We start from the raw sequence: 19,813 nt of genomic DNA on the forward strand, positions 1-19,813 counted from the left end.
CCAGTTGTTTTAGCCGCGTTTCTGCGGTGCCAAGTGATTCCACTCGGCTGCAAGATGCTCTGGCGCCGCATGTCTGTTCCGTCGCTACGCGATCGCCTGGCCCGGCTGCGCCCCTGGAGTGGCTTTTGCGCGACGGTCGTAAAAGGACAATAGTGTTGACTTAATTGGGAGGAAGCTATGACGCTGGATGCATTCCTTGCCCTGCTGGTCTACGCCTTCGTGACCTCGATCACGCCGGGCCCGAACAATTTCATGCTTCTGGCGTCGGGCGTGAATTTCGGCTTGGTCAAGACCGTGCCGCACATGCTGGGCATCGGCATCGGCTTCCTCGTGCTGTTGCTGGCCGTAGGCCTCGGGCTTGGCGCCGTGTTGACGGCCTTTCCGGTGCTGCATACCGGGTTGAAGATCGCCGGCGGCCTCTATCTGCTTTATCTCGCCTGGAAGATCGCCGTGTCGCGCTCGCTCGGCGGCGAAGGCGAGGCGAAGGGCCAGCCGATGCGCTTCATGGAGGCTGCGGCTTTCCAGTGGGTCAATCCCAAGGCTTGGGTGATGGCGATTACAGCCATGGCCGTCTATACGAACCCGGAACGCCCGTTTGTGTCGGTGGTGCTGATCGCAGCCGCTTTCGCCGTCGTCATGCTGCCGAGCATTTCGACCTGGGCCGGTTTCGGCATGGCGCTGCGCGGTTTCCTGGCGGATGCGGTGCGGCTCAAATGGTTCAACATCGCCATGGGCGTGATGCTGGCGGCGACACTGTGGCCGATGCTGCGTTAGCTGCCGTTTTATTGTGCACTGCACATTAAATCTTCGTAATGACGGGTTTTGGCCCTTTTTCGCCTTCGGCATCCTCTATTATCTGGCAAAAGCGCGGCAATCGGCTGCGAGTTGAGCTAGACTACGGCCACCGGATAGCGGCGTGTCGGATCGAGAGGCCTTTTGTCGATGCGCGGAAAGATCGTGTTTGCGGTGATCGCTGCAGCCTGCGTTGCCGCGGCGTGGCTCTATCTTTCGCCCAGCGCAAGGAGCGGTCTTCAGCAGATTCTGTCGGCGAGGCAGACGACGGCGGCCGCGGACAAACCCGCTGCAGCGGCAAATGCCGCGCGTTCGACTTCGGTGGTTGCCGCCACCGCTTCGACGGCCGATTTCCCGGTCCGGCGCTATGCCATCGGCTTCGTGTCCTCTCCTGCCGTGGTCAGCATCAACGCACGGGTCTCGAGCCAGATCGTCGCAATCGCGGTCAAGGACGGACAGATGGTGAAGGCCGGAGACCTTCTGTTCTCGCTGGACGATCGCTCGTTGAAGGCGCAACTGGCACGCGATCAGGCGACGCTCGCGAAAGACCAGGCACTGCTTGCCAGTGCGACGGCCGATCTTCAGCGCGCCAAAAATCTCGTCGCCAGGCAGGCCGGGACACAGCAGACCTACGATCAGGCTGTCGCGGCGCAGAAATCCGCCGCGGCCACCGTCGACGCCGACAAGGCAACGATCGATGCAGACCAAATCCAGCTTGGCTTCGCCACAATCAGGGCGCCGATCTCCGGCAGGCTTGGCGCGGTCAGCGTCGCGGTCGGCGACCTCGTCACCACCAGCAACGGCAGCAGCACGTCGACTCCGCTGGTGACGATCACGCAGGTCGACCCGCTGCAGGTGAACTTCAATCTCCCCGAAAGCGATCTTGCCTTGCTGCACAAGGCGCTGGCGGCGGCGCAGCAAGGTGCGGTGACGCTGACCAAGGATGGCGACCCGAAGCCGATCGGCAAGGGAACGCTGGATTTCGTCGATTCCAGCGTGGACACGGCCTCCGGCACGATCGCAACCCGGGCCAGCGTGCCCAACGCCGATCTTTCGCTGTGGCCGGGCCAATATGTCAATGTCGTGCTCGATGCCGGCATCATGCCGCAAATGACGTCGGTTCCGACGGTTGCCGTCCAGCCCAGCCAAAAGGGCCCGTTCGTCTATGTGATCAAACCGGACAACACCGTTGAAATGCGGCCGGTGCAGGTCGCGCTGACAGAAGGTGCCAACACCGCGATCAGCCAAGGATTGAAAAGCGGTGAGCGTGTCGTCGTCGAGGGTCAGACCAAGCTGAAAAACGGCGCGGCGGTGCGCGAAGGCAAGGCTTCGACCGGCACCGGCGACCAGGCGGCTCCGAAGGTCGCCGAGGCTGACCGTACGGGCGGAACGCAGCCATGATTTCCGAATTCTGCATCCGCAGGCCCGTCGCCACGCTGCTCATGTCGTTCGCCCTGATTCTGGGCGGGCTATTTGCTTACAAATTCCTGCCGGTCGCGGCGCTGCCAAGCGCGGAATTTCCGGTTGTCAACGTCTCGGCCTCGCTGCCTGGAGCCTCGCCGGAAACCATGGCGACCTCGGTAGCAACGCCTCTGATCAAGCAGTTTTCCACTATCGCAGGCATCGATTCGATCTCGACGACCAACTCGCTCGGCTCGACCTCGATCGCCATTCAGTTCGTGCTCAACCGCGACATCGATGCAGCCGCCGCCGACGTGCAGGCGGCGATCGCACGCACGCAGCGACAATTGCCGCCGGAGATGACCAGCCCGCCGAGCTACCGCAAGGTCAATCCAGCCGACGCGCCGATCCTGCTGATGTCGCTTGTCAGCGACACCATTCCGCTGACCGATCTCAATGCGTTTGCCGAGAATGTGATTTCGCCATCGCTGTCGACGATCGACGGCGTTGCGCAGGTTTCGATCTACGGCCAGCAGAAATATGCCGTGCGCGTCCAGATCGATCCGACGGCGCTCGCCGCACGCGGCATTTCGATCGACCAGCTGCAAACGGCCATTGCCTCGGCCAACAGCAACACGCCGCTCGGTGTGCTCAAGAACAACAAACAGCAGCTGACAATCACCGCGAACACGCAGCTCACCAATGCGGCGGGGTTCTCCAACATCATCATCGCCACCAAGAACGGCCATCCGGTGCGGCTCGGCGAGGTGACCCGCGTCATCGATTCGGTCGAGACCACGACGACGGCAAGCTGGTACGACGGCACCCGCGCCATCATCATGGCCGTGCAGCGCCAGCCGGATGCCAACACCGTCGATGTCGTCGACCGCGTCAAGGCGATGCTGCCTTCCTTCGAGGGTCAGATGCCTGCGACGGCGAGCATCCAGTTGCTCAACGACCGCTCGACGTCGATCCGCGAGGCGGTGGACGACGTGCAGTTCACGCTGCTGCTCACCATCGCGCTCGTGGTGATGGTGATCTTCCTGTTCCTGCGCCGGGTGACGGCGACGGTCATCCCGGCAGTGGCGGTACCGATTTCGCTCATCGCCACGCTGGGCGTGATGTACCTGTTCGGGTTTTCCATCGACAACGTCTCATTGATGGGGCTGACGCTTGCGGTGGGCCTTGTCGTCGACGATGCCATCGTCATGCTGGAAAATATTTTCCGCCATATGGAGGAGGACGGGCTCTCGGCCCTCGAGGCGTCGCTCAAGGGCGCCCGCGAAATCGGCTTCACCATCATATCGATCTCGATCTCGCTGGTCGCCGTGTTCATTCCGGTGCTTTTGATGGGCGGCGTGATCGGGCGCATCTTCAACGAATTCGCGGTGGTGGTGACGGTCGCCATCCTGGCGTCGATGTTCGTCTCGCTGACGTTGACGCCGATGCTGTGCTCGCGGCTGTTGTCACTATCGAAAGCCGAGCAGAAGGCGGCGCATGGCGAGCACCATAGGCAAAACGTCTTCATGCGGGGCTATGACAGGCTGCTGACATTCTGCCTTCGCCACAATTTCCTGGTTTTCCTTGTATTCCTCGTGACCGCCGGGCTGTCCGTGTGGCTGATCCAGATATCGCCGAAGGGCTTCTTTCCGCAGGAGGATATCGGCCAGGTCTCGGTGACGACCATTGCGCGCCAGGACATTTCGTTTGACGCCATAGTGAAGCTTCAGGGGCAAGTGGCGGATGTCTTCACCCATTCGCCTTACGTCGCGCATGTCGGCTGGTCGGCGGGCAGTGGAAACAATGCGCTCAACCAGGGCCAGCTGTTTGTGCAGCTGAAAGACAAGGACCAGCGACCGAACATCGACAAGGTACTTTCGGATCTGCGGCGCCAGCTTGCCAATGTGTCCGGCATCGAAACCTACATGCAACCGGTGCAGAATCTGCGGCTCGGCGCGCGCTCTTCGGCGAGTGCCTACCAGCTTGCCGTGCAGGGCCTCGATACCGGCCTGACGAACGTCTGGGCGCAAAAGTTGACGGACGCGATGGCTGCCGATCATGGCGCCTTCACCGATGTCACGAATGATCTGCAGAACAACGCGTTGCAGGCGACGCTGGTGATCGACCGCGACAAGGCAGCGACGCTTGGCGTCGATACCGACACGTTGCGCTCCAGCCTCTATGGCGGTTTCGGCACCCAGCAGGTGTCGACCATCTTCGGTTCGGCCGACAGCTATAAAGTGGTCATGGAGCTCGACCCGAAGATCGAGTGGTCGCCCGAACGGATGCTGGCGATCAAAGTAAGGACGGTCAGCGGCAGTCTGGTACCGCTTGGAGCCTTCGCCCGCGTCGATCGGACCGCCGGTGCTTTGACCGTCAACCAGCTCGGCCAGCTTCCGGCTGTGACCATCTCCTACAATCTGCCGCAGGGCGTGGCCCTCGGCGACAGCGTGAGCCACATCAATGCGCTGAAGGAAAAGATCGGCATGCCGCCGACGATCTCGACCACTTTCTCGGGCACGGCGAAGACCTTCCAGGATTCGCTTTCCAACCAGGGGCTGCTGATCGGCGGCGCGATCCTGACCATCTATATCGTTCTCGGCATGCTCTATGAGAGCTTCATCCATCCGCTCACTATCCTGACCGGGCTTCCGTCGGCGGTGCTCGGTGCGCTGGTGGCACTGCGGCTGGCGGGGATGGATCTGTCGGTGATCGCGGTGATCGGCATCCTGATGCTGATCGGAATCGTCAAGAAGAACGGCATCATGATGATCGACGTGGCGCTAGAACTCAGGCGCGAGGGGATGTCCCCTGTCGAATCCATCCACAGGGCCTGCCTGATGCGCTTCCGGCCGATAATGATGACCACGCTTGCCGCGCTGATGGGTACCATCCCGATCGCGCTCGGCACTGGCGCGAGCGCGGAACTGCGCCAGCCTCTCGGTGTGGCGGTGGTCGGCGGCCTGGTCGCCTCGCAGGCACTGACGCTGTTCGTCACGCCCGTCATCTACGTCTACATGGAGCATTTTTCCGGCTGGCTCGTCAGCGTATGGGCGGGGCACCGGGGCGAGCCGAGCCCGGTCGAGGCGGTCGACCAGCCGTCACTGTTCGACGACGAGGAAGAACCGGTGCCGCAGAAGGCGGCAGCCGAATAGCGCTGGCCCAAGCCGTGGTGCTTGCGGCCGGGTGTCCGCGATCGTAATTTGACGCCATGCCGCACAATCACGACCACGACAACGAGCTTGATCCTTTTGCGGCGCGCGTGCGCGCGCTGGAGACGATTCTCACCCGCAAAGGCCTGATCGATCCGGCGGCGATCGACGTTATCGTCGACACCTACGAGACCAAGATCGGGCCGCGCAACGGCGCAAAGGTGGTGGCGAAGGCCTGGGTTGATCCCGGGTTTGCCGCATGGCTGAAGCGTGATGCGACGGCGGCCATCGAATCGCTCGGCTACACCGGCCGGCAAGGCGAGCACATGCAGGCGGTGTTCAATACGGCCGACACGCACAACCTCGTCGTCTGCACGCTATGCTCTTGCTATCCGTGGTCGGTGCTCGGCCTGCCGCCGGTCTGGTACAAGGCGCCGCCTTACCGTTCGCGCGCGGTGATCGATCCGCGCGGCGTGCTCGAGGAATTCGGGCTGACCTTGCCGGCGACGACGACAATCCGGGTATGGGATTCGACCGCCGAGCTGCGTTATCTGGTCGTGCCTATGCGGCCCAGGGGCACGGAGGGCTGGGATGAGGCACGGCTCGCCGATCTGGTGACACGCGATGCCATGATCGGCACGGCGTTGGCGCGGGAGCCGGCATGAACGGGCCGCAGGATCTCGGCGGACAGATGGGTTTCGGGCCGGTCGCGCCCGAACAGGACGAACCCTATTTCCATGCCGATTGGGAAAGGCGGGCGCTTGGCGTGACCTTGTGCGCCGGCGCCATGGGCGCCTGGACCATCGACGAAAGCCGGCATGCGCGGGAATCGCTGCACCCGGCCGACTACTATGCGTCGAGTTATTACGAAATCTGGATCAAGGCACTGGAGGTGCTGCTCAAACGCCATGGTTTCGTCAGCGACCGCGATCTGACCGTGGGCAACCCAGTTGATCCGGCAGCGACACCCAAAAGGGTGCTGAAGGCTAAAGATGTTCCGGCGGTGCTGGCCAAGGGCGGGCCCTGCGACCGGCCGGTCGCTGCGCCGGCGCGGTTCAAGGCGGGCGACCTCGTGCGAACCAAGAACTTTCATCCGACGGGCCACACCAGGTTGCCGCGCTATGCACGCGGCAAGCGAGGCGTCGTCGAGGCCGTGCGCGACGGCTTTGTCTTTCCCGACACCAATGCGCACGGCCAAGGCGAAAACCCGCAATGGGTCTATACGGTGGCCTTCACCGGCGGCGAAATCTGGGGCGAGGGCGCCGATCCGACACTTGTCGTGTCGATCGATGCCTGGGAGAGCTATCTTGAACCGACGTGAGACTAGCTCAGTTGCCGCCTTATTGCCCGCCGGTGTCGAGGCGTCGGTGTTTGCCGAGCCGTGGCAAGCGGAAGCCTTCGCCATCACAGTGGCGCTGCACGACAGAGGGCTGTTTTCCTGGAGCGAATGGGCGGACGCCTTGTCGACCGAGGTGAAGCGGCCGGGCGCCGCGAGCGACGGTCACGATTACTACGAGCACTGGCTGGCGGCGCTGGAAAAGCTGCTGTCGACCAAAGGCGTTGCCGGTAGGAACGACGTCGATATCCTTGCCGCTGCCTGGGAACGCGCCGCGCATGCTACGCCGCATGGCAAGCCGATCCTGCTGGAGAACGATCCGCAGCGGGCTGGGTAAGCTGTCGTCGCCCGGCGTTGTTCTCTTTACGTTCCTGTTTGTCGCTGATAGCCTGATCCGTCGCAGCGCCATGGTCGGCAGCGACGGCATGGCACTCGACTTTCCCTCGCGAATCCGGTCTGTCGCGCTGATGGAATTCTCTCCTCAACAGGACGAGGCGCTGAAGGCGGTGGCCGGCTGGCTGAAAGCCGGCAGGCCGCAGCTGTTCCGGCTGTTCGGCTATGCCGGCACCGGCAAGACGACGCTGGCGCGCTATTTCGCCGAGCATGTCGACGGCCAGGTGCAGTTCGCCGCCTTTACCGGCAAGGCGGCGCAGGTGCTGCGTTCCAAGGGCGCGGTCAATGCCCGCACCATCCATTCGCTGATCTACCGGCCGAAGGGCGAGGAATCGGTATCGGACGAGGTGACCGGCAAGACCTCGATGTCGCCGACTTTTTCGCTCAACCGGCAGAGTCCGATCTCGCGGGCCAAGCTCGTCGTCATCGACGAATGCTCGATGGTCGACGAGCAGCTTGGCCGTGACCTGATGAGCTTCGGCACGCCGATCCTGGTGCTCGGCGATCCCGGCCAGTTGCCGCCGATCTCCGGCGGCGGCTTCTTCACCGACCACGAGCCGGACATTCTGCTCACCGAAATCCACCGCCAGGCGCGCGATAACCCGATCATCAGGCTGGCGCTCGACGTGCGCGAGGGCCGCGAGTTCATGCGCGGCGACTATGGCGCGGCGCAAGTGATCGGCAAGGAAGACGTCACCCAGGAATTGGTGCTGAAGGCGGACCAGGTGCTGGTCGGCACCAACCGCACGCGACGTCGCTATAACCAGCGGCTGCGCGAGCTGAAGGGCTTCAATGCCGACTATCCGCAAGCTGGCGACAAGCTGGTCTGCCTGCGCAACGATCCGGCCAAGGGGCTGCTCAATGGGTCGCTGTGGAAGGTGATGACCTCGTCGCGCGAGACGGTCAAGCCCGGCATCAATCTGCTGGTCTCGCCGGAGGAAGACGATCCGGATCGTGGCGTCGCCAAGATCAAGTTGCTCAAGGCGGCGTTCGAGGATCCAGACGCCGACATTCCCTGGCAGCAGAAGAAGCGCTTCGATGATTTCGACTACGGCTATGCGCTGACCGTGCACAAGGCGCAGGGCTCGCAGTGGAACGAGATCGTGCTTTTCGACGAAAGCTGGGCATTCAAGGAAACTCGTCAGCGTTGGCTCTACACCGCGATCACGCGCGCGGCCGAACGGCTGACAATCGTCCGATAGGGCTGTCTGGTCCGTCGTATCAACGCTGGGCGATCGGTCTGGCGCCAAGCCATTCCCAGGCGGCGGCTTCGTCCTTGGCCTCGAAATGCCGGAGTTCGATAGGCAAAGAGGCGGGCAAAAAGGCTCTTGCCTCCGCAATCCAGTTCGGCTCGCCGACCGCCGCGCAGCGGCCGATATGCTCCACGGCATGAGCTGTGCCCTGTTCGATCGTCTCGTCCGATATGTCGGCCCAGTCGACACTCTCATGGTCGATTAGGCGCACCAGCACGTCGATCTTCGGGTGCAGCGCGTAGGCCGCCTCCAGCAATCCGAACAGGTTTTCGGCGTCAGCCGCCGCGACATGGCCGACGACATCGATGGCGAAGAGATCTTCGCGATCGGTGTCGATGCGGCGGACCGCCGGCACGGCATCGAGAAAATTCAACAGGGAACTCCTTGCGCTCGATTTTCTTCGTTCACCTTGGAACACCTGAAACCCTCTGTCTGTTCCCGTTAAAGGCGATATAGATGCGCGCCAAGATCAGCCTGGAGCCGTGCAAATGCCTGCAAAGCTTTCCGTCAACCTCAATGCCATCGCCATGCTGCGCAATCGGCGTGACCTGCCGTGGCCGAGCGTGACCGGGCTTGGACGCGTCGCCCTTGCTGCCGGCGCGCATGGGCTGACGGTGCACCCGCGACCCGACGAGCGGCACACCAGGCATTCCGACCTGCCCGAGATCAGGGCGCTGATCGACGACGAGTTCCCGAATGCGGAATTCAACATCGAGGGCTATCCGACCGAGGATTTCCTGGTGCTTGTGGAAATGCATCAGCCGGAGCAGGTGACGTTGGTGCCGGACGACCCGGCGCAGGCGACTTCCGACCATGGCTGGAACTTCACCGCAGAGGCTGCGTTCCTGACACCGATCGTCAAGCGCCTGAAGAAGGGAGGCTTTCGCGTATCGTTGTTTTCCGACCCGGATCCCGATGGTGTGAAAGCCGCTCGCGACACCGGCGCTGACCGGATCGAACTCTATACGGGCCCATATGGCAGCTATCATTCCGATTCGGCAAAAGCGGCGACGGAACTGGAGAAATTGGGAAAAACGGCGGATGCCGCACTTGCTGTAGGGCTCCAGGTCAATGCCGGACACGACCTTGTGGTGAGCAATTTGCCGGCACTGGCAAGGCGCATCCCGGCATTGGCCGAAGTGTCGATCGGACATGGGTTGACAGCCGATGCGTTGGAGTATGGCATGGCCGGAACGGTCAGGCGGTTCCTGAAGGCTTGTGGCTGGTAGAGACGGACGACTAGCAATGCCGACACGGAGCCATTACGTGACGGCACTTGATATTGCATCGCAGCAAGCGTAGAGCACCGCCCGCTTATCGGAGTGTAGTCCATGGCCCTTACCAATGCTGGTAACGAGGCAGAACCCATCGAACAATCGAGCCATTCTGAGGTCGAGCAGCACAGCACCAAGGTGTTGATGCTGGGCGCGCTCGGCGTGGTTTATGGCGATATCGGCACCAGCCCGATATATGCATTCCGTGAGGCGTTGCATGCATCGGCCGGTGGCAATGTCGCTGACCGCGGCGACATCCTCGGCGTGCTGTCGCTGATCATCTGGTCGCTGACGATCACCGTCACCATCAAATACATCATGTTCGTGCTCCGTGCCGACAACCGAGGCGAGGGCGGGGTGCTGTCGCTGATGGCGCTGGCGCGCGGCAGTTTCCCGAAACGGTCGGCGGTGATCCTCGGCATCGGCATTGTCGGCGCGGCGCTTTTTTTCGGCGACGCAGTCATTACGCCGGCGATCTCGGTGCTATCAGCGGTCGAGGGCATGAATGTCGTCACGCCGACATTCCAGCCCTATGTGGTGCCGCTGACACTGGTTATCCTGGCGATCCTGTTTGCGGTACAGCGGTTCGGCACCGGCGGCGTAGGATTGGTGTTCGGGCCGGTTACGGCGCTGTGGTTCCTGGCCATCGGCATTTCCGGCATTAACCACATCATCGCCGATCCGGAAATCCTGCTGGCAATCAGCCCACATTACATCGTGTCGTTCCTGGTCAACTCGCCCGATGTCGCCTTCGTCACGGTTGGTGCGGTCTTCCTCGCCGTCACCGGCGCCGAGGCGCTCTATGCCGACCTCGGCCATTTTGGCCGCAAGCCGATCGTGCTCGCCTGGCTGGCAATAGTGTTCCCTTGTCTGTTGCTCAACTATGTCGGGCAAGGCGCCTTCGTGCTGGCAAATGGCGGCGTTGTCGGTCATCCATTCTTCGAGATGAACCAGGGCTGGACGCTTATTCCGATGGTCGTGCTGGCGACGGCGGCGACCGTCATTGCCAGCCAGGCGGTGATCTCCGGCGCTTTCTCGCTGACCAGGCAGGCGGTGCAGCTCAACATGCTGCCGCGTTTCGTGATACTGCACACGTCGGAAAAACAGTCGGGCCAGATCTATCTGCCGCGCGTCAACCTGCTGCTGGCGCTGGTGGTGATGTTGCTGGTGGTCGGCTTCGGCGAATCCACCAGACTGGCCTCGGCCTACGGTATTTCGGTGACCGGCAACATGCTGGTGACGAACATACTGCTTTTTGTTGTCATGACGCGCATCTGGAAATGGCCGCTCGGCATCGCGGTCGCCTTGATGGCGGTGTTCGCCTTCGTCGACACCGGCTTCTTTGCAGCCAACATCGTCAAGGTGTTTGAAGGTGGCTGGGCCTCGCTTGCCATTGCCGCAGTTATCGTGATGACCATGTGGACTTGGATAAGAGGCACCAGGTACCTCTTCGAAAAAACCCGCCGGAACGAGATCCCGCTCGATTTCCTTGCCGGCAATCTGCTGAAGAAGAAGCCGCATCTGGTTTCGGGCACCGCGGTGTTCCTGACCAGCGATCCGCTGAGCGCGCCGACGGCGCTGATGCACAGCCTGAAGCATTACAAGGTGCTGCACGAGCAGAACGTCATCCTTTCGGTGGTGACTGCACCGCAGCCTGTGGTGCCCGACAGCGAGCGCGTCAAGATGGAGACCGTCAACGAGCTGTTCATGCGGGTGACGCTGACCTTCGGCTACATGGAGCAGCCCAACATCCCGCGCGCGCTGGCGATCTGCCGCAAGCAGGGTTGGAAGTTCGACATCATGACGACATCCTTCTTCCTGTCGCGGCGCTCGCTCAAGGCATCGCCCAATTCCGGCATGCCGGTCTGGCAGGACAAGCTGTTCATCGGGCTGGCGCGCTCGGCGGCCGATGCGACGGAATATTTCCAGATCCCGACCGGACGCGTCGTTGAGATCGGAACCCAGGTGGCTATCTAGACAAACGGCCGTGCCCTTCGAAGGGCACGGCCATTTGTCAGGCTCAGCTCACCAGAGCCGCCTTGTTTGCTTCAAGAAATTGCTTCAGCGGCTGCGGCTTCCTGCCGGACAGCGTCTCGACCGCGTCGGTTACCATGCTGATGCGACCGGAGCGAGTGTTGGTGTCGAAGGAAACGACGATGGGGGCGAAAGCCTCGGGAACGCCGGCTGCCTTCAATCCCTCGGTCAGCGCTTGGTCCGAAAGCTGGACGACTTCGATCGGCTTGCCGGTAACCTCGGCGACGAGGCCCGCGATCTCGGCGACCGTATAGGCGTGCGGGCCTGTCAGCGTGTATGTCGTGCTTTCGGTTGCTCCCGACGCGAGGCCGGCGGCGATCGCCGCGGCCATATCGTCGCGCGCGCCATGGGCAATGCGGCCATCTCCAGCGGACGTGTACCACTGCCCCGAGGCGATGGCGTGCGGCAGCGCCATGAACAGGTTCTCCTGATACCAGCCATTGCGGAAGATGGTGTAGGGAATGTCGCTCGCCTTGATTGCCTGCTCGGTGCCGTGGTGGTCAGGAGCAAACAGCACCGGCGATCCTGGTTCCGGATTGGGCATCGATGTGTAGAGCAGATGCGAAACGCCCGCGCTTTTTGCGGCGGCGACCGCGGTCTCATGTTGCTTCAGGCGCTTGCCCGGAAGGGCGAGCTCGTTCGTCGAAATGATCAGAACCCTGTCAGCGCCGGTAAACGCACTGGCCAGCGATGCGGTGTCGTTGAAGTCGGCCGCCCTGATGGTGACGCCGCGCGCTGCCAGATCGGCCAGATTTTCCGGATTGCGGGTGGCGGCGATGATGCGCTGAGGCGGGACCTTGAGCGTGTCAAGCAGATGATTGATGACGCCGCGGCCAAGCTGGCCGGAGGCGCCGGTGACGAGAAGGGTGTCGGTCATGAGATGTCCTGACGTTGCGCCGAAGCGGCGGGTGCATATGTAAGTCTCAAAAAGAGACCAGCGCTAAAATAGGAATTGACCGACCCTCGTAAAGAAGGCAGTTTTGCGGGAGGTAGGCACACCCAGGGAACCAGCCATGGACGGCAGGATCGTCAATCTGAGATCGAAGCTCGAGATCTACAAAGCAGGCAACGGTGGCGCAAAGCTTGCGGATTGCCCTATTCGCGATGTGATCCAGGGCATCAGCAACAAATGGAGTTCGCTGCTGATGATGGCCTTGGCCGAGAAGCCGTACCGCTTCGGCGAATTGCGGCGGCTGGTGCCCGACATTTCACAGCGCATGCTCACCCAGACGCTGCACGATCTGCAGCGCGACGGCTATGTGCATCGCCAGGTGTTCCCGACCAAGCCGCCGAGCGTCGAGTACAGCCTCACCGATCTCGGGCGCTCGATGTTCGGACCCTTGCATCAATTGATGCAATGGGCCGAGCTCAACCACGGCGCGGTGCGTGAAGCGCGTACTGTCTTCGACGCTGCCGAAGACTGAGCCTCAACGCCGAACACGGCGGCTTGATCTAGGGACAGCGCTAAAGGATTGTCCGGCCTGGATTGGGTCGGGCAAATGGGCAATTCTCTGGATATCGCGATTGCCGGCGCCGGTCCGGCTGGACTTGCCGCCGCGCTCTATCTCAAGCGCGCCGGGCATCGAGTTACTGTCTTCGAGCGCTTCCAGAAGCCAAAGCCGGTCGGGTCCGGGCTGATCCTGCAGCCGACCGGGCTGACGGTGCTTGCCGATCTCGGCCTGCTCGAAGACATTCTGGCACTGGGCAGCCGCATCGACCGCCTGCATGGTGCAGACACCAGAACCGGCCGCACAGTGCTCGACGTCCGCTACGATGCCCAGCGCGGCGGCCGTTTCGGGCTGGCGGTGCACCGCGCGGCTCTGTTCGGCGTGCTCTTGCGCGCCGTCCGGCGCCAAGCGATCACCATCGAGACAGGTATCGAGCTCGAGACGCTGGAAATTGGCGAACGGGCAACATTGGTCTGCGGCAACGGACGAAGGATAGGGTCGTTCGATCTGGTAGTGGATGCAAGCGGTGCGCGCTCCAAATTGCGGCAGTGCGTGAACAATCCGGGCGAACCGCGACCGCTCGCCTATGGCGCGTTCTGGGCCTCGCTCGGCCGGCGTAAGGGTTTCGACGAGCATGCGCTGCTGCAGCGCTACGACAGAGCGAGCGTGATGATCGGCGTGCTGCCGATCGGCCGGCCGGAACCGGGTGCCGGGAAGATGGCGGCATTCTTCTGGAGCCTGAAGCCGGCGGATGCCGAGCAGTTAAGGGCAACGGGCCTCGAGGCATGGAAGGCGAGACTGGTCGGGCTGTGGCCCGAATGCGCGGCGTTCACCGACCAGATCGACAATTTCGACCAGCTTTCGCTGGCGCGCTATGGCCATCACACGATGAAGACGCTAGCCGGACGGCGATTGGCTGTTATCGGCGATGCGGCGCATTCGACGAGCCCGCAGCTCGGGCAGGGCGGGAACATGGCGCTGCTCGATACAGCAGCGCTCAACTACGCGCTCATAGGAACGGTCCGTATCGATACTGCACTGGAGGCCTACGTCCGGGCGCGGCGATGGCATGTGCGGGTCTTTCAGGCGCTGTCGCTGGTGCTGACGCCGTTCTATCAGTCGGATTCAACCGCGATGCCGTTCGTCCGCGATAGGCTGGTGGCGACGCTGGCGAAAATCCCGCCGGCGCCGCAGTTTCTTGCTTCCATGGTTACAGGAACGGTGATTGATCCGTTCAGGCCGATCGGGCTTGCGGAAGCGCTATGGCCGGATCGTTTCGGCGCATGATTTCCGAAAGATGCGAACCCTTCGCCTGCAAGAACGTATGGAGGCGTTGCGCATAGTCGGGAGCGACCGCGCCCTTCACGGATGGGCGTTCGTGCAACACCTCGCGCCAGGCCTGGACATGCGGCTTTCCGTCCAGGATGCCGAAATCGCCGATCCGGACGAAGACGTCGAAATAGCGAAAGATCGGCCCGTAGACCGCGTCGACCAGTGAAAAACGCTCGCCGTCGAACCATGGTCCAGCCGCGCCATTCGCCAGTTCCACTTCCAGGCGATCGAACATTGCCGACAGAGCCTCGCTTTCGGCGAGAAAGGCGGCTTCGGTGAGTGCTGAATAGAAGCGGCCGATGGCATTGAGGATTGCCGAGCCGAACTCAATCCAGGCACGATGCCGGGCGCGGGCGTAGGCACCGGTCGGATGCAGCGGATTGGTCTGGGTTTCCTCGAGAAATTCGAGGATGACGAGCGATTCGAAGATCACCGTTTCCTGGCCGTCATGCTCAACGCGAAGCAGTGGCACCTTGCCAAGCGGCGATATCGCCTTGAACCAGGCAGGCTTGTTGGCGAGATCGACCGTGACGCGCTCGAACGGCACGCCCTTTTCGCGAAGTGAAATCGCCGCGCGCTGCACGTAGGGACAAAGATGGTGGCTGACGAGAGTGAGCTTGTCGGTCATCTCACTCTCCCCAGACATAGTTCAAGGCGCCGTCCTCGACGCGGGTGGAGAGGAACATCAGGCGGGAGCCCTTCGGCGCCGGGCCTTCGAGGCGATCACCGTTCGCCATGTCGAACGAGGCGCCGTGCCATTGGCAGACGAGCTTGCTGTCCTTGCAGTCGAGCGGGCCACCGAAATGCAGGCAGACATTGGCGGCGGCGCGGATACGTTCGCCGCTGCGGTAGACATGGACCTCGCGGCCGAAAAACGGAGCGATCAGGCTGCCTGTTTCCGGAATGTCGGCGATCTTGCAGATTTCATGCTTCATCGGAATTGCCTCTCACGATTGATGCGATTGCATCTATCTAGATGCATTTGCATCGATCGTCAAGCTTGATGCAATTGCATCTATCGCCTATGCTGCAACCATGACCGGGATTCCTTCACCTCCAGCCATCAAGGCCTGGGCCCGCCTGATGCGGGTCTCGCGCCAGCTGTTGGAAAGAGCAGAGGACGCGCTGAAGGACAGTGGCTTGCCGTCGCTTGCCTGGTACGACGTCCTGCATGAGCTTGCCGAGGCAGGCGAGGGCGGATTGCGGCCGTTCCAACTCACCGAGCGTACCCTGTTTGCGCAATACAACATCTCCCGGCTCCTGGCGCGGCTCGAAGCCGACGGGCTGGTCGAGAAGCTTCCAGTTGCCGATGACGGCCGCGGACAAACAGTCCGCATCACCGGCAACGGGCGCGAAACGCGCCGCCGCATGTGGGCCGTCTACGGCCGGTCGATTGCGGAGTTGGTCGGCTCCCGGCTTTCCAATGATGATCTCGACACGCTGTCAGCGCTGCTTGGGCGGCTGCGCCATCCGGCCGTCGTGGAGTGACACGCCTTCGTGCCGAAGCTGGCGCCGATCGGCGAGGTCAGGCACTGCCCCAGAGAAACGCCAGCGTCGCCAGAACGCCAAGCCCGACGCGGACCAGATGCAGATTGCCCCATTTGACGATCAATGTCCGAGCTTCAGGATTGACGGTGTTCGCGTCCATTGCCTCCAGCAGCCGATTTGCCGGCATCATCACCAGCAGCGTCCATGGCCAAGGCAGGATGATCAGCACTGCGCCGGCCAGATAAGCGAGATTGCCGGTCTGCCACCACGCGACGAGGCCCAGAATACAGGCGATGACGGCGATCGAGGCCTGCATGGCGGCGCCGCGCTTGTAGGAAGGCTGCCATTCCTGCAGCAATGCTTTGTCCTCGAGGCGTAGCCGCGCCGGCTGTTCGGCGACGCTGACGTAGATAGCGGCACCCGCGAATGCAGCGGCGACGATCAAGGCAAGCAATCCGGCGAGCATGATCCGTGTCTCCCGTGATGCCCTGCATGGAGGGCGTTACAGAAATAAGGGCTTGCGCCGGGCCGGGCAATACGTCATAAAGCCGAACCGTAACGTACGGTACGCCATCGAGTTCGTGTCTGAACTGCGGGTGAGTTTGCCTCCTGAGGAAAGACTGTGTTGCACGCTGTGACCGACATCGACACCAGCGAGATGCTGACGGAGCGGCAGAAAGCCGTGCTCGACGCCGCCCTTCGCCTGCTGGTCGAAGAGGGCGATCAGTTGACCATGACCGCCGTGGCGCGGCGGGCGAGCTGTTCCAAGGAAACGCTCTACAAATGGTTCGGCGATCGCGACGGACTATTGACGGCAACGGTACAATGGCAGGCGTCCAAGGTGCGGGTAGTGCCGGTCGACCGCAAGGGGCTCGATCTCGCCTCGCTGACGGTAAGCCTCGAGCGCTTCGCTTCGGACTGGCTCAAGGTGATTTCGAGCGACACCTCGATCGCGCTGAACCGGGTGGCTGTTGGCCATGCTGGTTCGGGCAAGGACGATCTCGGCGCCATCGTTCTGGAGAATGGCCGGTTCGCGCTGGCCAGGCGCCTGAAGCCGGTGCTGGAGGCCGGCAGGCAGGCCGGGCTTCTCGAATTTTCCGACGCGGAGGCGGCATTCCGCACCTTTTTCGGGCTGGTTGCCCGCGACGTGCAGATCCGCCTTCTGCTTGGCGACCGGCTGGAATTGACTGATGCGGCGATCGGCGGCGATGCCGTCCGGGCGACGCAGCAGTTTCTCGCTCTTTACGGGGCAAAAACCGGGCCGCAAGGCCTCTGAATTCAAAACGGGAAGGAAGAAAAATGCGTGTCTATTACGATCGCGACGCCGATCTCAACCTGATCAAGGGCAAGAAGGTCGCCATCATCGGCTATGGCAGCCAGGGCAGGGCGCATGCGCTCAACCTCAAGGATTCCGGCGTCAAGGATATCGCCATTGGCCTCAAGGCCGGCTCGGCGACCGCCCAAAAAGTCGAGGCCGACGGGCTCAAGGTGATGAGCGTGGCCGATGCTGCCAAGTGGGCCGACCTGATGATGATGGCTACGCCGGATGAGCTGCAGGCCGACATCTACAAATCCGAGATCGCGCCGAACATCCGCGACGGCGCGGCAATCGCCTTCGCCCACGGCCTCAACGTGCATTTTGGGCTGATCGAGCCGAAGGCCTCGGTCGACGTCGTCATGATCGCCCCGAAGGGGCCAGGCCATACGGTGCGCGGCGAATACCAGAAGGGCGGCGGCGTGCCGTGCTTGGTCGCGGTCAACCAGGACGCTTCGGGCAATGCGCTCGATTTGGCGCTCTCCTACGCCTGCGGCGTCGGCGGCGGCCGCTCGGGCATTATCGAGACCAATTTCCGCGAGGAGTGCGAGACCGACCTGTTCGGCGAGCAGGTTGTGCTGTGCGGCGGTCTGGTCGAATTGATCCGCGCCGGCTTCGAGACGCTGGTGGAAGCCGGCTACGCGCCGGAAATGGCCTATTTCGAGTGTCTGCACGAGGTCAAGCTGATCGTCGACCTGATCTATGAAGGCGGCATCGCCAACATGAACTATTCGATCTCGAACACCGCCGAATGGGGCGAATACGTCTCGGGCCCGCGCATCATCACCGCCGACACCAAGGCCGAGATGAAGCGCGTGCTGAAGGACATCCAGACCGGCAAGTTCACCTCGGAATGGATGCAGGAATATCGTGCGGGCATGTCACGCTTCAAGGGCATCCGCCGCAACAACGATAGTCACCAGATCGAGGAAGTCGGCGCCAAGCTGCGCGCGATGATGCCCTGGATTTCCAAGAATAAGCTGGTCGACAAGGCCAAGAACTAATCACGAATCTCACCGTCGTGAAAAAGGGCCGATGGAGCAATCCGCCGGCCCTTTTGCGTTGCGCTGTTTACGGAATTCTCAGCAGGCGCGCTATTCTCGCCACCGTGGTATGCGTGTGCGGGGCATGGCACAGATTGCCAAGGGGGTGAGAGTTGGAACTCAAATTTCTGTTGATCGGGTTTGCCTGCGCGGTTGCCGGCATGCTCTCCCTCGTCACCTTCCTGAAGTGGAGGGAGGTGAGGGCGGTCAGCCGCTGGTCTCCAACGCCGGGAAAGATCGTCTCGTCGCGGGTCGAGGCTCGCGAGGTGACCAGTTCGGGATCCGGTTCGGACAGCAGAGGGTCGACCGAGATGCGCAACTTCCCGGCGATCACCTTCGAATACAAGGTGAACGGCAAGAAATTTCGCAGTTCGCACTACAGCGTGCGGGAGAACGTTGGAAACTTCGCCGTAGCGGAAATCCTTGCGCGATTTCCAAACGGGGCTGGCGTAACCGTTTTCTACAATCCGGCCGATCCAGCCAAGGCCGTGATCGAACGCACCATGCCCGACGGCTCCTTCAAGTTCATGGTCCAGCTTTCGGCCGGGCTGGTGGTTGGCGCCTTTGTATTGGTCTTTTCCGTCGGCGGCGTCCTGGAAGCGATCGGGCCGCATTTGCCCAAACCGCAGAACCTCAGCGCCGCGGCCCTGTTGCTTTTCATGGGATTGTTTGTCCTGCGAATGGGCTTTGCCCAGAAATCCCTGGCGGAACTGGCGGCCAATTGGCCCGTCACCGCAGGACGAATCGATGCCTCAGGCCTGCAGAAATTTGAGACCCGCGACAGGTCCGGAGGCGGCTATCGACCCTGGCGCGCAGTCTTCAAATCCCGCATCGTCTACAGCTATAGCGTCGCCGGCCAGCGCTACGCCGCCGATCGCATCGCTTTCGGCGCAAACGTGACGGCTTCGCTGCCGAGCCTCGTCAGCGGTCAATCGCAGCGCTACCTCGAGGGCGACAAGGTCGAGGTCCACTACGACCCCGCCAATCCCGCTGCAGCGGTTCTCGAATGCAGGGTGAGCGGGCTCTGGTTCCTGTGGGTCTGCGCCGCTGGCTTCCTCGGTGGAGCCGCGCTGCTTGTCGGGGTGATCTAGTGCTGAAGCTGCCGTCCGAGACGCTGTAGATCCAGAGGAAGGGCACTTGTCTTCAGCATCTGACAAGAACACCGCTGTCGAAGCCAGGCCAAGTCAATCTCACCGTCGCACCGTCGACAACAATATGGATGACACGGGAGAACGGCTCTTCGGCCGACGGGTTGGATCCGTAGCATTGGCTGGCCCGCGCCACCCAGCCCGTGGGCGTCTTGAGGAACGTTGCGTGTTCGCAGCCGAGAGCAGGGACCGACAGCGCGTCGCGGTACAATGTGTAGACAGTCTGGCGTTGAACATCCGCAACGGCGGTACAGTTCGATCTGTTCCCGGACCATGTGCCCACATACTGTTCCGCGGCGAAGGCGTGGCCGCACGAAAATGCTAGAATCGAAGTGAGCATCAAGAGATTTCGCATCATCGATTCTTTCTTTTCGACGTGGCCTTGGGCCATGCTAAAGCATCGA

At 62.2% G+C, this 19,813-nt stretch carries 21 protein-coding genes; 15 read left to right on the forward strand and 6 right to left on the reverse strand.

The genetic code is table 11. The features are described from left to right. Positions 1–177 precede the first annotated feature (177 nt). From NKH13_RS13995 to NKH13_RS14025, 7 genes are all read left to right on the forward strand, one after another. Positions 178–774, forward strand: a complete 597-nt coding sequence (locus NKH13_RS13995) for a LysE family translocator (protein ID WP_352912813.1) — start codon at positions 178–180, stop codon at positions 772–774. Between the two features lie 168 nt (positions 775–942). Beyond that, positions 943–2,193 carry an efflux RND transporter periplasmic adaptor subunit gene (locus NKH13_RS14000; protein WP_352912814.1) on the forward strand — a complete coding sequence of 417 codons (1,251 nt, stop codon included), beginning with the start codon at positions 943–945 and terminating at the stop codon, positions 2,191–2,193. After that, entirely contained in the window at positions 2,190–5,348 is a 3,159-nt protein-coding gene (locus NKH13_RS14005; RefSeq protein WP_352912815.1) for an efflux RND transporter permease subunit, read from the forward strand. Before NKH13_RS14000 ends, NKH13_RS14005 begins: the two co-directional genes overlap by 4 nt. 56 nt (positions 5,349–5,404) lie before the next feature. Further along, positions 5,405–6,010: a nitrile hydratase subunit alpha gene (gene nthA, locus NKH13_RS14010; RefSeq protein WP_352718963.1), complete on the forward strand. Its 606-nt coding sequence runs from the start codon at positions 5,405–5,407 to the stop codon at positions 6,008–6,010. Continuing rightward, on the forward strand, positions 6,007–6,666 hold the full coding sequence (gene nthB, locus NKH13_RS14015; protein WP_352718962.1) for a nitrile hydratase subunit beta: 660 nt from the start codon (positions 6,007–6,009) through the stop codon (positions 6,664–6,666). Before nthA ends, nthB begins: the two co-directional genes overlap by 4 nt. Continuing rightward, the gene (locus NKH13_RS14020; RefSeq protein WP_502909210.1) at positions 6,635–7,018 is read left to right on the forward strand and encodes a nitrile hydratase accessory protein; all 384 of its coding nucleotides are present in this window, start codon (positions 6,635–6,637) and stop codon (positions 7,016–7,018) included. Before nthB ends, NKH13_RS14020 begins: the two co-directional genes overlap by 32 nt. 130 nt (positions 7,019–7,148) lie before the next feature. Continuing rightward, positions 7,149–8,276: an ATP-dependent DNA helicase gene (locus NKH13_RS14025; RefSeq protein ID WP_352912842.1), complete on the forward strand. Its 1,128-nt coding sequence runs from the start codon at positions 7,149–7,151 to the stop codon at positions 8,274–8,276. A 19-nt stretch (positions 8,277–8,295) separates the two neighbouring features. Here the strand turns inward: NKH13_RS14025 and NKH13_RS14030 are convergent, their stop codons facing one another. Further along, positions 8,296–8,700 carry a SpoIIAA family protein gene (locus NKH13_RS14030; protein ID WP_352912816.1) on the reverse strand — a complete coding sequence of 135 codons (405 nt, stop codon included), beginning with the start codon at positions 8,698–8,700 and terminating at the stop codon, positions 8,296–8,298. Positions 8,701–8,815: 115 nt separating this feature from the next. On the opposite strand from NKH13_RS14030, the gene NKH13_RS14035 reads away from it, so the two are divergent. Then, complete coding sequence (locus NKH13_RS14035) at positions 8,816–9,556, forward strand: pyridoxine 5'-phosphate synthase (RefSeq protein ID WP_352912817.1); 741 nt, start codon at positions 8,816–8,818, stop codon at positions 9,554–9,556. Between the two features lie 102 nt (positions 9,557–9,658). After that, the gene (locus tag NKH13_RS14040; RefSeq protein ID WP_352912818.1) at positions 9,659–11,578 is read left to right on the forward strand and encodes a potassium transporter Kup; all 1,920 of its coding nucleotides are present in this window, start codon (positions 9,659–9,661) and stop codon (positions 11,576–11,578) included. Positions 11,579–11,621: 43 nt separating this feature from the next. Here NKH13_RS14040 and NKH13_RS14045 read toward each other — a convergent pair whose 3' ends face one another. Beyond that, a complete protein-coding gene (locus tag NKH13_RS14045) occupies positions 11,622–12,512 on the reverse strand; it encodes an SDR family oxidoreductase (protein WP_352912819.1) in 891 nt (296 codons plus the stop codon). Positions 12,513–12,648: 136 nt separating this feature from the next. Here NKH13_RS14045 and NKH13_RS14050 point away from each other — a divergent pair, with 136 nt between their 5' ends. Together NKH13_RS14050 and NKH13_RS14055 are read left to right on the forward strand one after the other, a co-directional pair. Further along, complete coding sequence (locus tag NKH13_RS14050; RefSeq protein WP_352912820.1) at positions 12,649–13,059, forward strand: winged helix-turn-helix transcriptional regulator; 411 nt, start codon at positions 12,649–12,651, stop codon at positions 13,057–13,059. A gap of 75 nt (positions 13,060–13,134) precedes the next feature. Next, a complete protein-coding gene (locus NKH13_RS14055) occupies positions 13,135–14,370 on the forward strand; it encodes an FAD-dependent oxidoreductase (protein ID WP_352912821.1) in 1,236 nt (411 codons plus the stop codon). Here NKH13_RS14055 and NKH13_RS14060 read toward each other — a convergent pair. After that, positions 14,318–15,043 carry a glutathione S-transferase family protein gene (locus tag NKH13_RS14060; RefSeq protein WP_352912822.1) on the reverse strand — a complete coding sequence of 242 codons (726 nt, stop codon included), beginning with the start codon at positions 15,041–15,043 and terminating at the stop codon, positions 14,318–14,320. The genes NKH13_RS14055 and NKH13_RS14060 overlap by 53 nt on opposite strands. A gap of 1 nt (position 15,044) precedes the next feature. Further along, positions 15,045–15,350 (reverse strand): Rieske (2Fe-2S) protein, encoded by a 306-nt coding sequence (locus NKH13_RS14065; RefSeq protein WP_352718955.1) that lies wholly within the window; start codon positions 15,348–15,350, stop codon positions 15,045–15,047. Positions 15,351–15,450: 100 nt separating this feature from the next. On the opposite strand from NKH13_RS14065, the gene NKH13_RS14070 reads away from it, so the two are divergent. Further along, positions 15,451–15,903, forward strand: a complete 453-nt coding sequence (locus NKH13_RS14070; RefSeq protein WP_352718954.1) for a MarR family winged helix-turn-helix transcriptional regulator — start codon at positions 15,451–15,453, stop codon at positions 15,901–15,903. Positions 15,904–15,940: 37 nt separating this feature from the next. Here the strand turns inward: NKH13_RS14070 and NKH13_RS14075 are convergent, their stop codons facing one another. Further along, the gene (locus NKH13_RS14075) at positions 15,941–16,369 is read right to left on the reverse strand and encodes an anthrone oxygenase family protein (protein WP_352912823.1); all 429 of its coding nucleotides are present in this window, start codon (positions 16,367–16,369) and stop codon (positions 15,941–15,943) included. Between the two features lie 156 nt (positions 16,370–16,525). Between NKH13_RS14075 and NKH13_RS14080 the strand changes: the two genes are divergently transcribed. From NKH13_RS14080 to NKH13_RS14090, 3 genes are all read left to right on the forward strand, one after another. Then, positions 16,526–17,179: a TetR/AcrR family transcriptional regulator gene (locus NKH13_RS14080; RefSeq protein ID WP_352912824.1), complete on the forward strand. Its 654-nt coding sequence runs from the start codon at positions 16,526–16,528 to the stop codon at positions 17,177–17,179. A 23-nt stretch (positions 17,180–17,202) separates the two neighbouring features. Then, on the forward strand, positions 17,203–18,222 hold the full coding sequence (gene ilvC / locus NKH13_RS14085) for a ketol-acid reductoisomerase (RefSeq protein ID WP_352912825.1): 1,020 nt from the start codon (positions 17,203–17,205) through the stop codon (positions 18,220–18,222). Between the two features lie 152 nt (positions 18,223–18,374). Further along, positions 18,375–19,352, forward strand: coding sequence for a DUF3592 domain-containing protein (locus NKH13_RS14090; RefSeq protein ID WP_352912826.1), 978 nt, complete (start codon positions 18,375–18,377; stop codon positions 19,350–19,352). 52 nt (positions 19,353–19,404) lie between these two features. Here NKH13_RS14090 and NKH13_RS14095 read toward each other — a convergent pair whose 3' ends face one another. Next, positions 19,405–19,800 carry a hypothetical protein gene (locus NKH13_RS14095; protein WP_352912827.1) on the reverse strand — a complete coding sequence of 132 codons (396 nt, stop codon included), beginning with the start codon at positions 19,798–19,800 and terminating at the stop codon, positions 19,405–19,407. Positions 19,801–19,813: the final 13 nt, after the last annotated feature.

It is taken from the genome of Mesorhizobium sp. M1348 (genome assembly GCF_040317925.1).
In the GTDB taxonomy this organism is placed as follows: Bacteria; Pseudomonadota; Alphaproteobacteria; order Rhizobiales; family Rhizobiaceae; genus Mesorhizobium.

What these genes read in the sequence shown, in the direction of transcription:
- NKH13_RS13995 (WP_352912813.1), top strand. Translation starts at nt 178, where the DNA reads ATGACGCTGGATGCATTCCTTGCCCTGCTGGTCTACGCCTTCGTGACC.
- NKH13_RS14000 (WP_352912814.1), top strand. Translation starts at nt 943, where the DNA reads ATGCGCGGAAAGATCGTGTTTGCGGTGATCGCTGCAGCCTGCGTTGCC.
- NKH13_RS14005 (WP_352912815.1), top strand. Translation starts at nt 2,190, where the DNA reads ATGATTTCCGAATTCTGCATCCGCAGGCCCGTCGCCACGCTGCTCATG.
- nthA (WP_352718963.1), top strand. Translation starts at nt 5,405, where the DNA reads ATGCCGCACAATCACGACCACGACAACGAGCTTGATCCTTTTGCGGCG.
- nthB (WP_352718962.1), top strand. Translation starts at nt 6,007, where the DNA reads ATGAACGGGCCGCAGGATCTCGGCGGACAGATGGGTTTCGGGCCGGTC.
- NKH13_RS14020 (WP_502909210.1), top strand. Translation starts at nt 6,635, where the DNA reads ATGCCTGGGAGAGCTATCTTGAACCGACGTGAGACTAGCTCAGTTGCC.
- NKH13_RS14025 (WP_352912842.1), top strand. Translation starts at nt 7,149, where the DNA reads ATGGAATTCTCTCCTCAACAGGACGAGGCGCTGAAGGCGGTGGCCGGC.
- NKH13_RS14035 (WP_352912817.1), top strand. Translation starts at nt 8,816, where the DNA reads ATGCCTGCAAAGCTTTCCGTCAACCTCAATGCCATCGCCATGCTGCGC.
- NKH13_RS14040 (WP_352912818.1), top strand. Translation starts at nt 9,659, where the DNA reads ATGGCCCTTACCAATGCTGGTAACGAGGCAGAACCCATCGAACAATCG.
- NKH13_RS14045 (WP_352912819.1), bottom strand. Translation starts at nt 12,512, where the DNA reads ATGACCGACACCCTTCTCGTCACCGGCGCCTCCGGCCAGCTTGGCCGC.
- NKH13_RS14050 (WP_352912820.1), top strand. Translation starts at nt 12,649, where the DNA reads ATGGACGGCAGGATCGTCAATCTGAGATCGAAGCTCGAGATCTACAAA.
- NKH13_RS14055 (WP_352912821.1), top strand. Translation starts at nt 13,135, where the DNA reads ATGGGCAATTCTCTGGATATCGCGATTGCCGGCGCCGGTCCGGCTGGA.
- NKH13_RS14060 (WP_352912822.1), bottom strand. Translation starts at nt 15,043, where the DNA reads ATGACCGACAAGCTCACTCTCGTCAGCCACCATCTTTGTCCCTACGTG.
- NKH13_RS14065 (WP_352718955.1), bottom strand. Translation starts at nt 15,350, where the DNA reads ATGAAGCATGAAATCTGCAAGATCGCCGACATTCCGGAAACAGGCAGC.
- NKH13_RS14070 (WP_352718954.1), top strand. Translation starts at nt 15,451, where the DNA reads ATGACCGGGATTCCTTCACCTCCAGCCATCAAGGCCTGGGCCCGCCTG.
- NKH13_RS14075 (WP_352912823.1), bottom strand. Translation starts at nt 16,369, where the DNA reads ATGCTCGCCGGATTGCTTGCCTTGATCGTCGCCGCTGCATTCGCGGGT.
- ilvC (WP_352912825.1), top strand. Translation starts at nt 17,203, where the DNA reads ATGCGTGTCTATTACGATCGCGACGCCGATCTCAACCTGATCAAGGGC.
- NKH13_RS14095 (WP_352912827.1), bottom strand. Translation starts at nt 19,800, where the DNA reads ATGGCCCAAGGCCACGTCGAAAAGAAAGAATCGATGATGCGAAATCTC.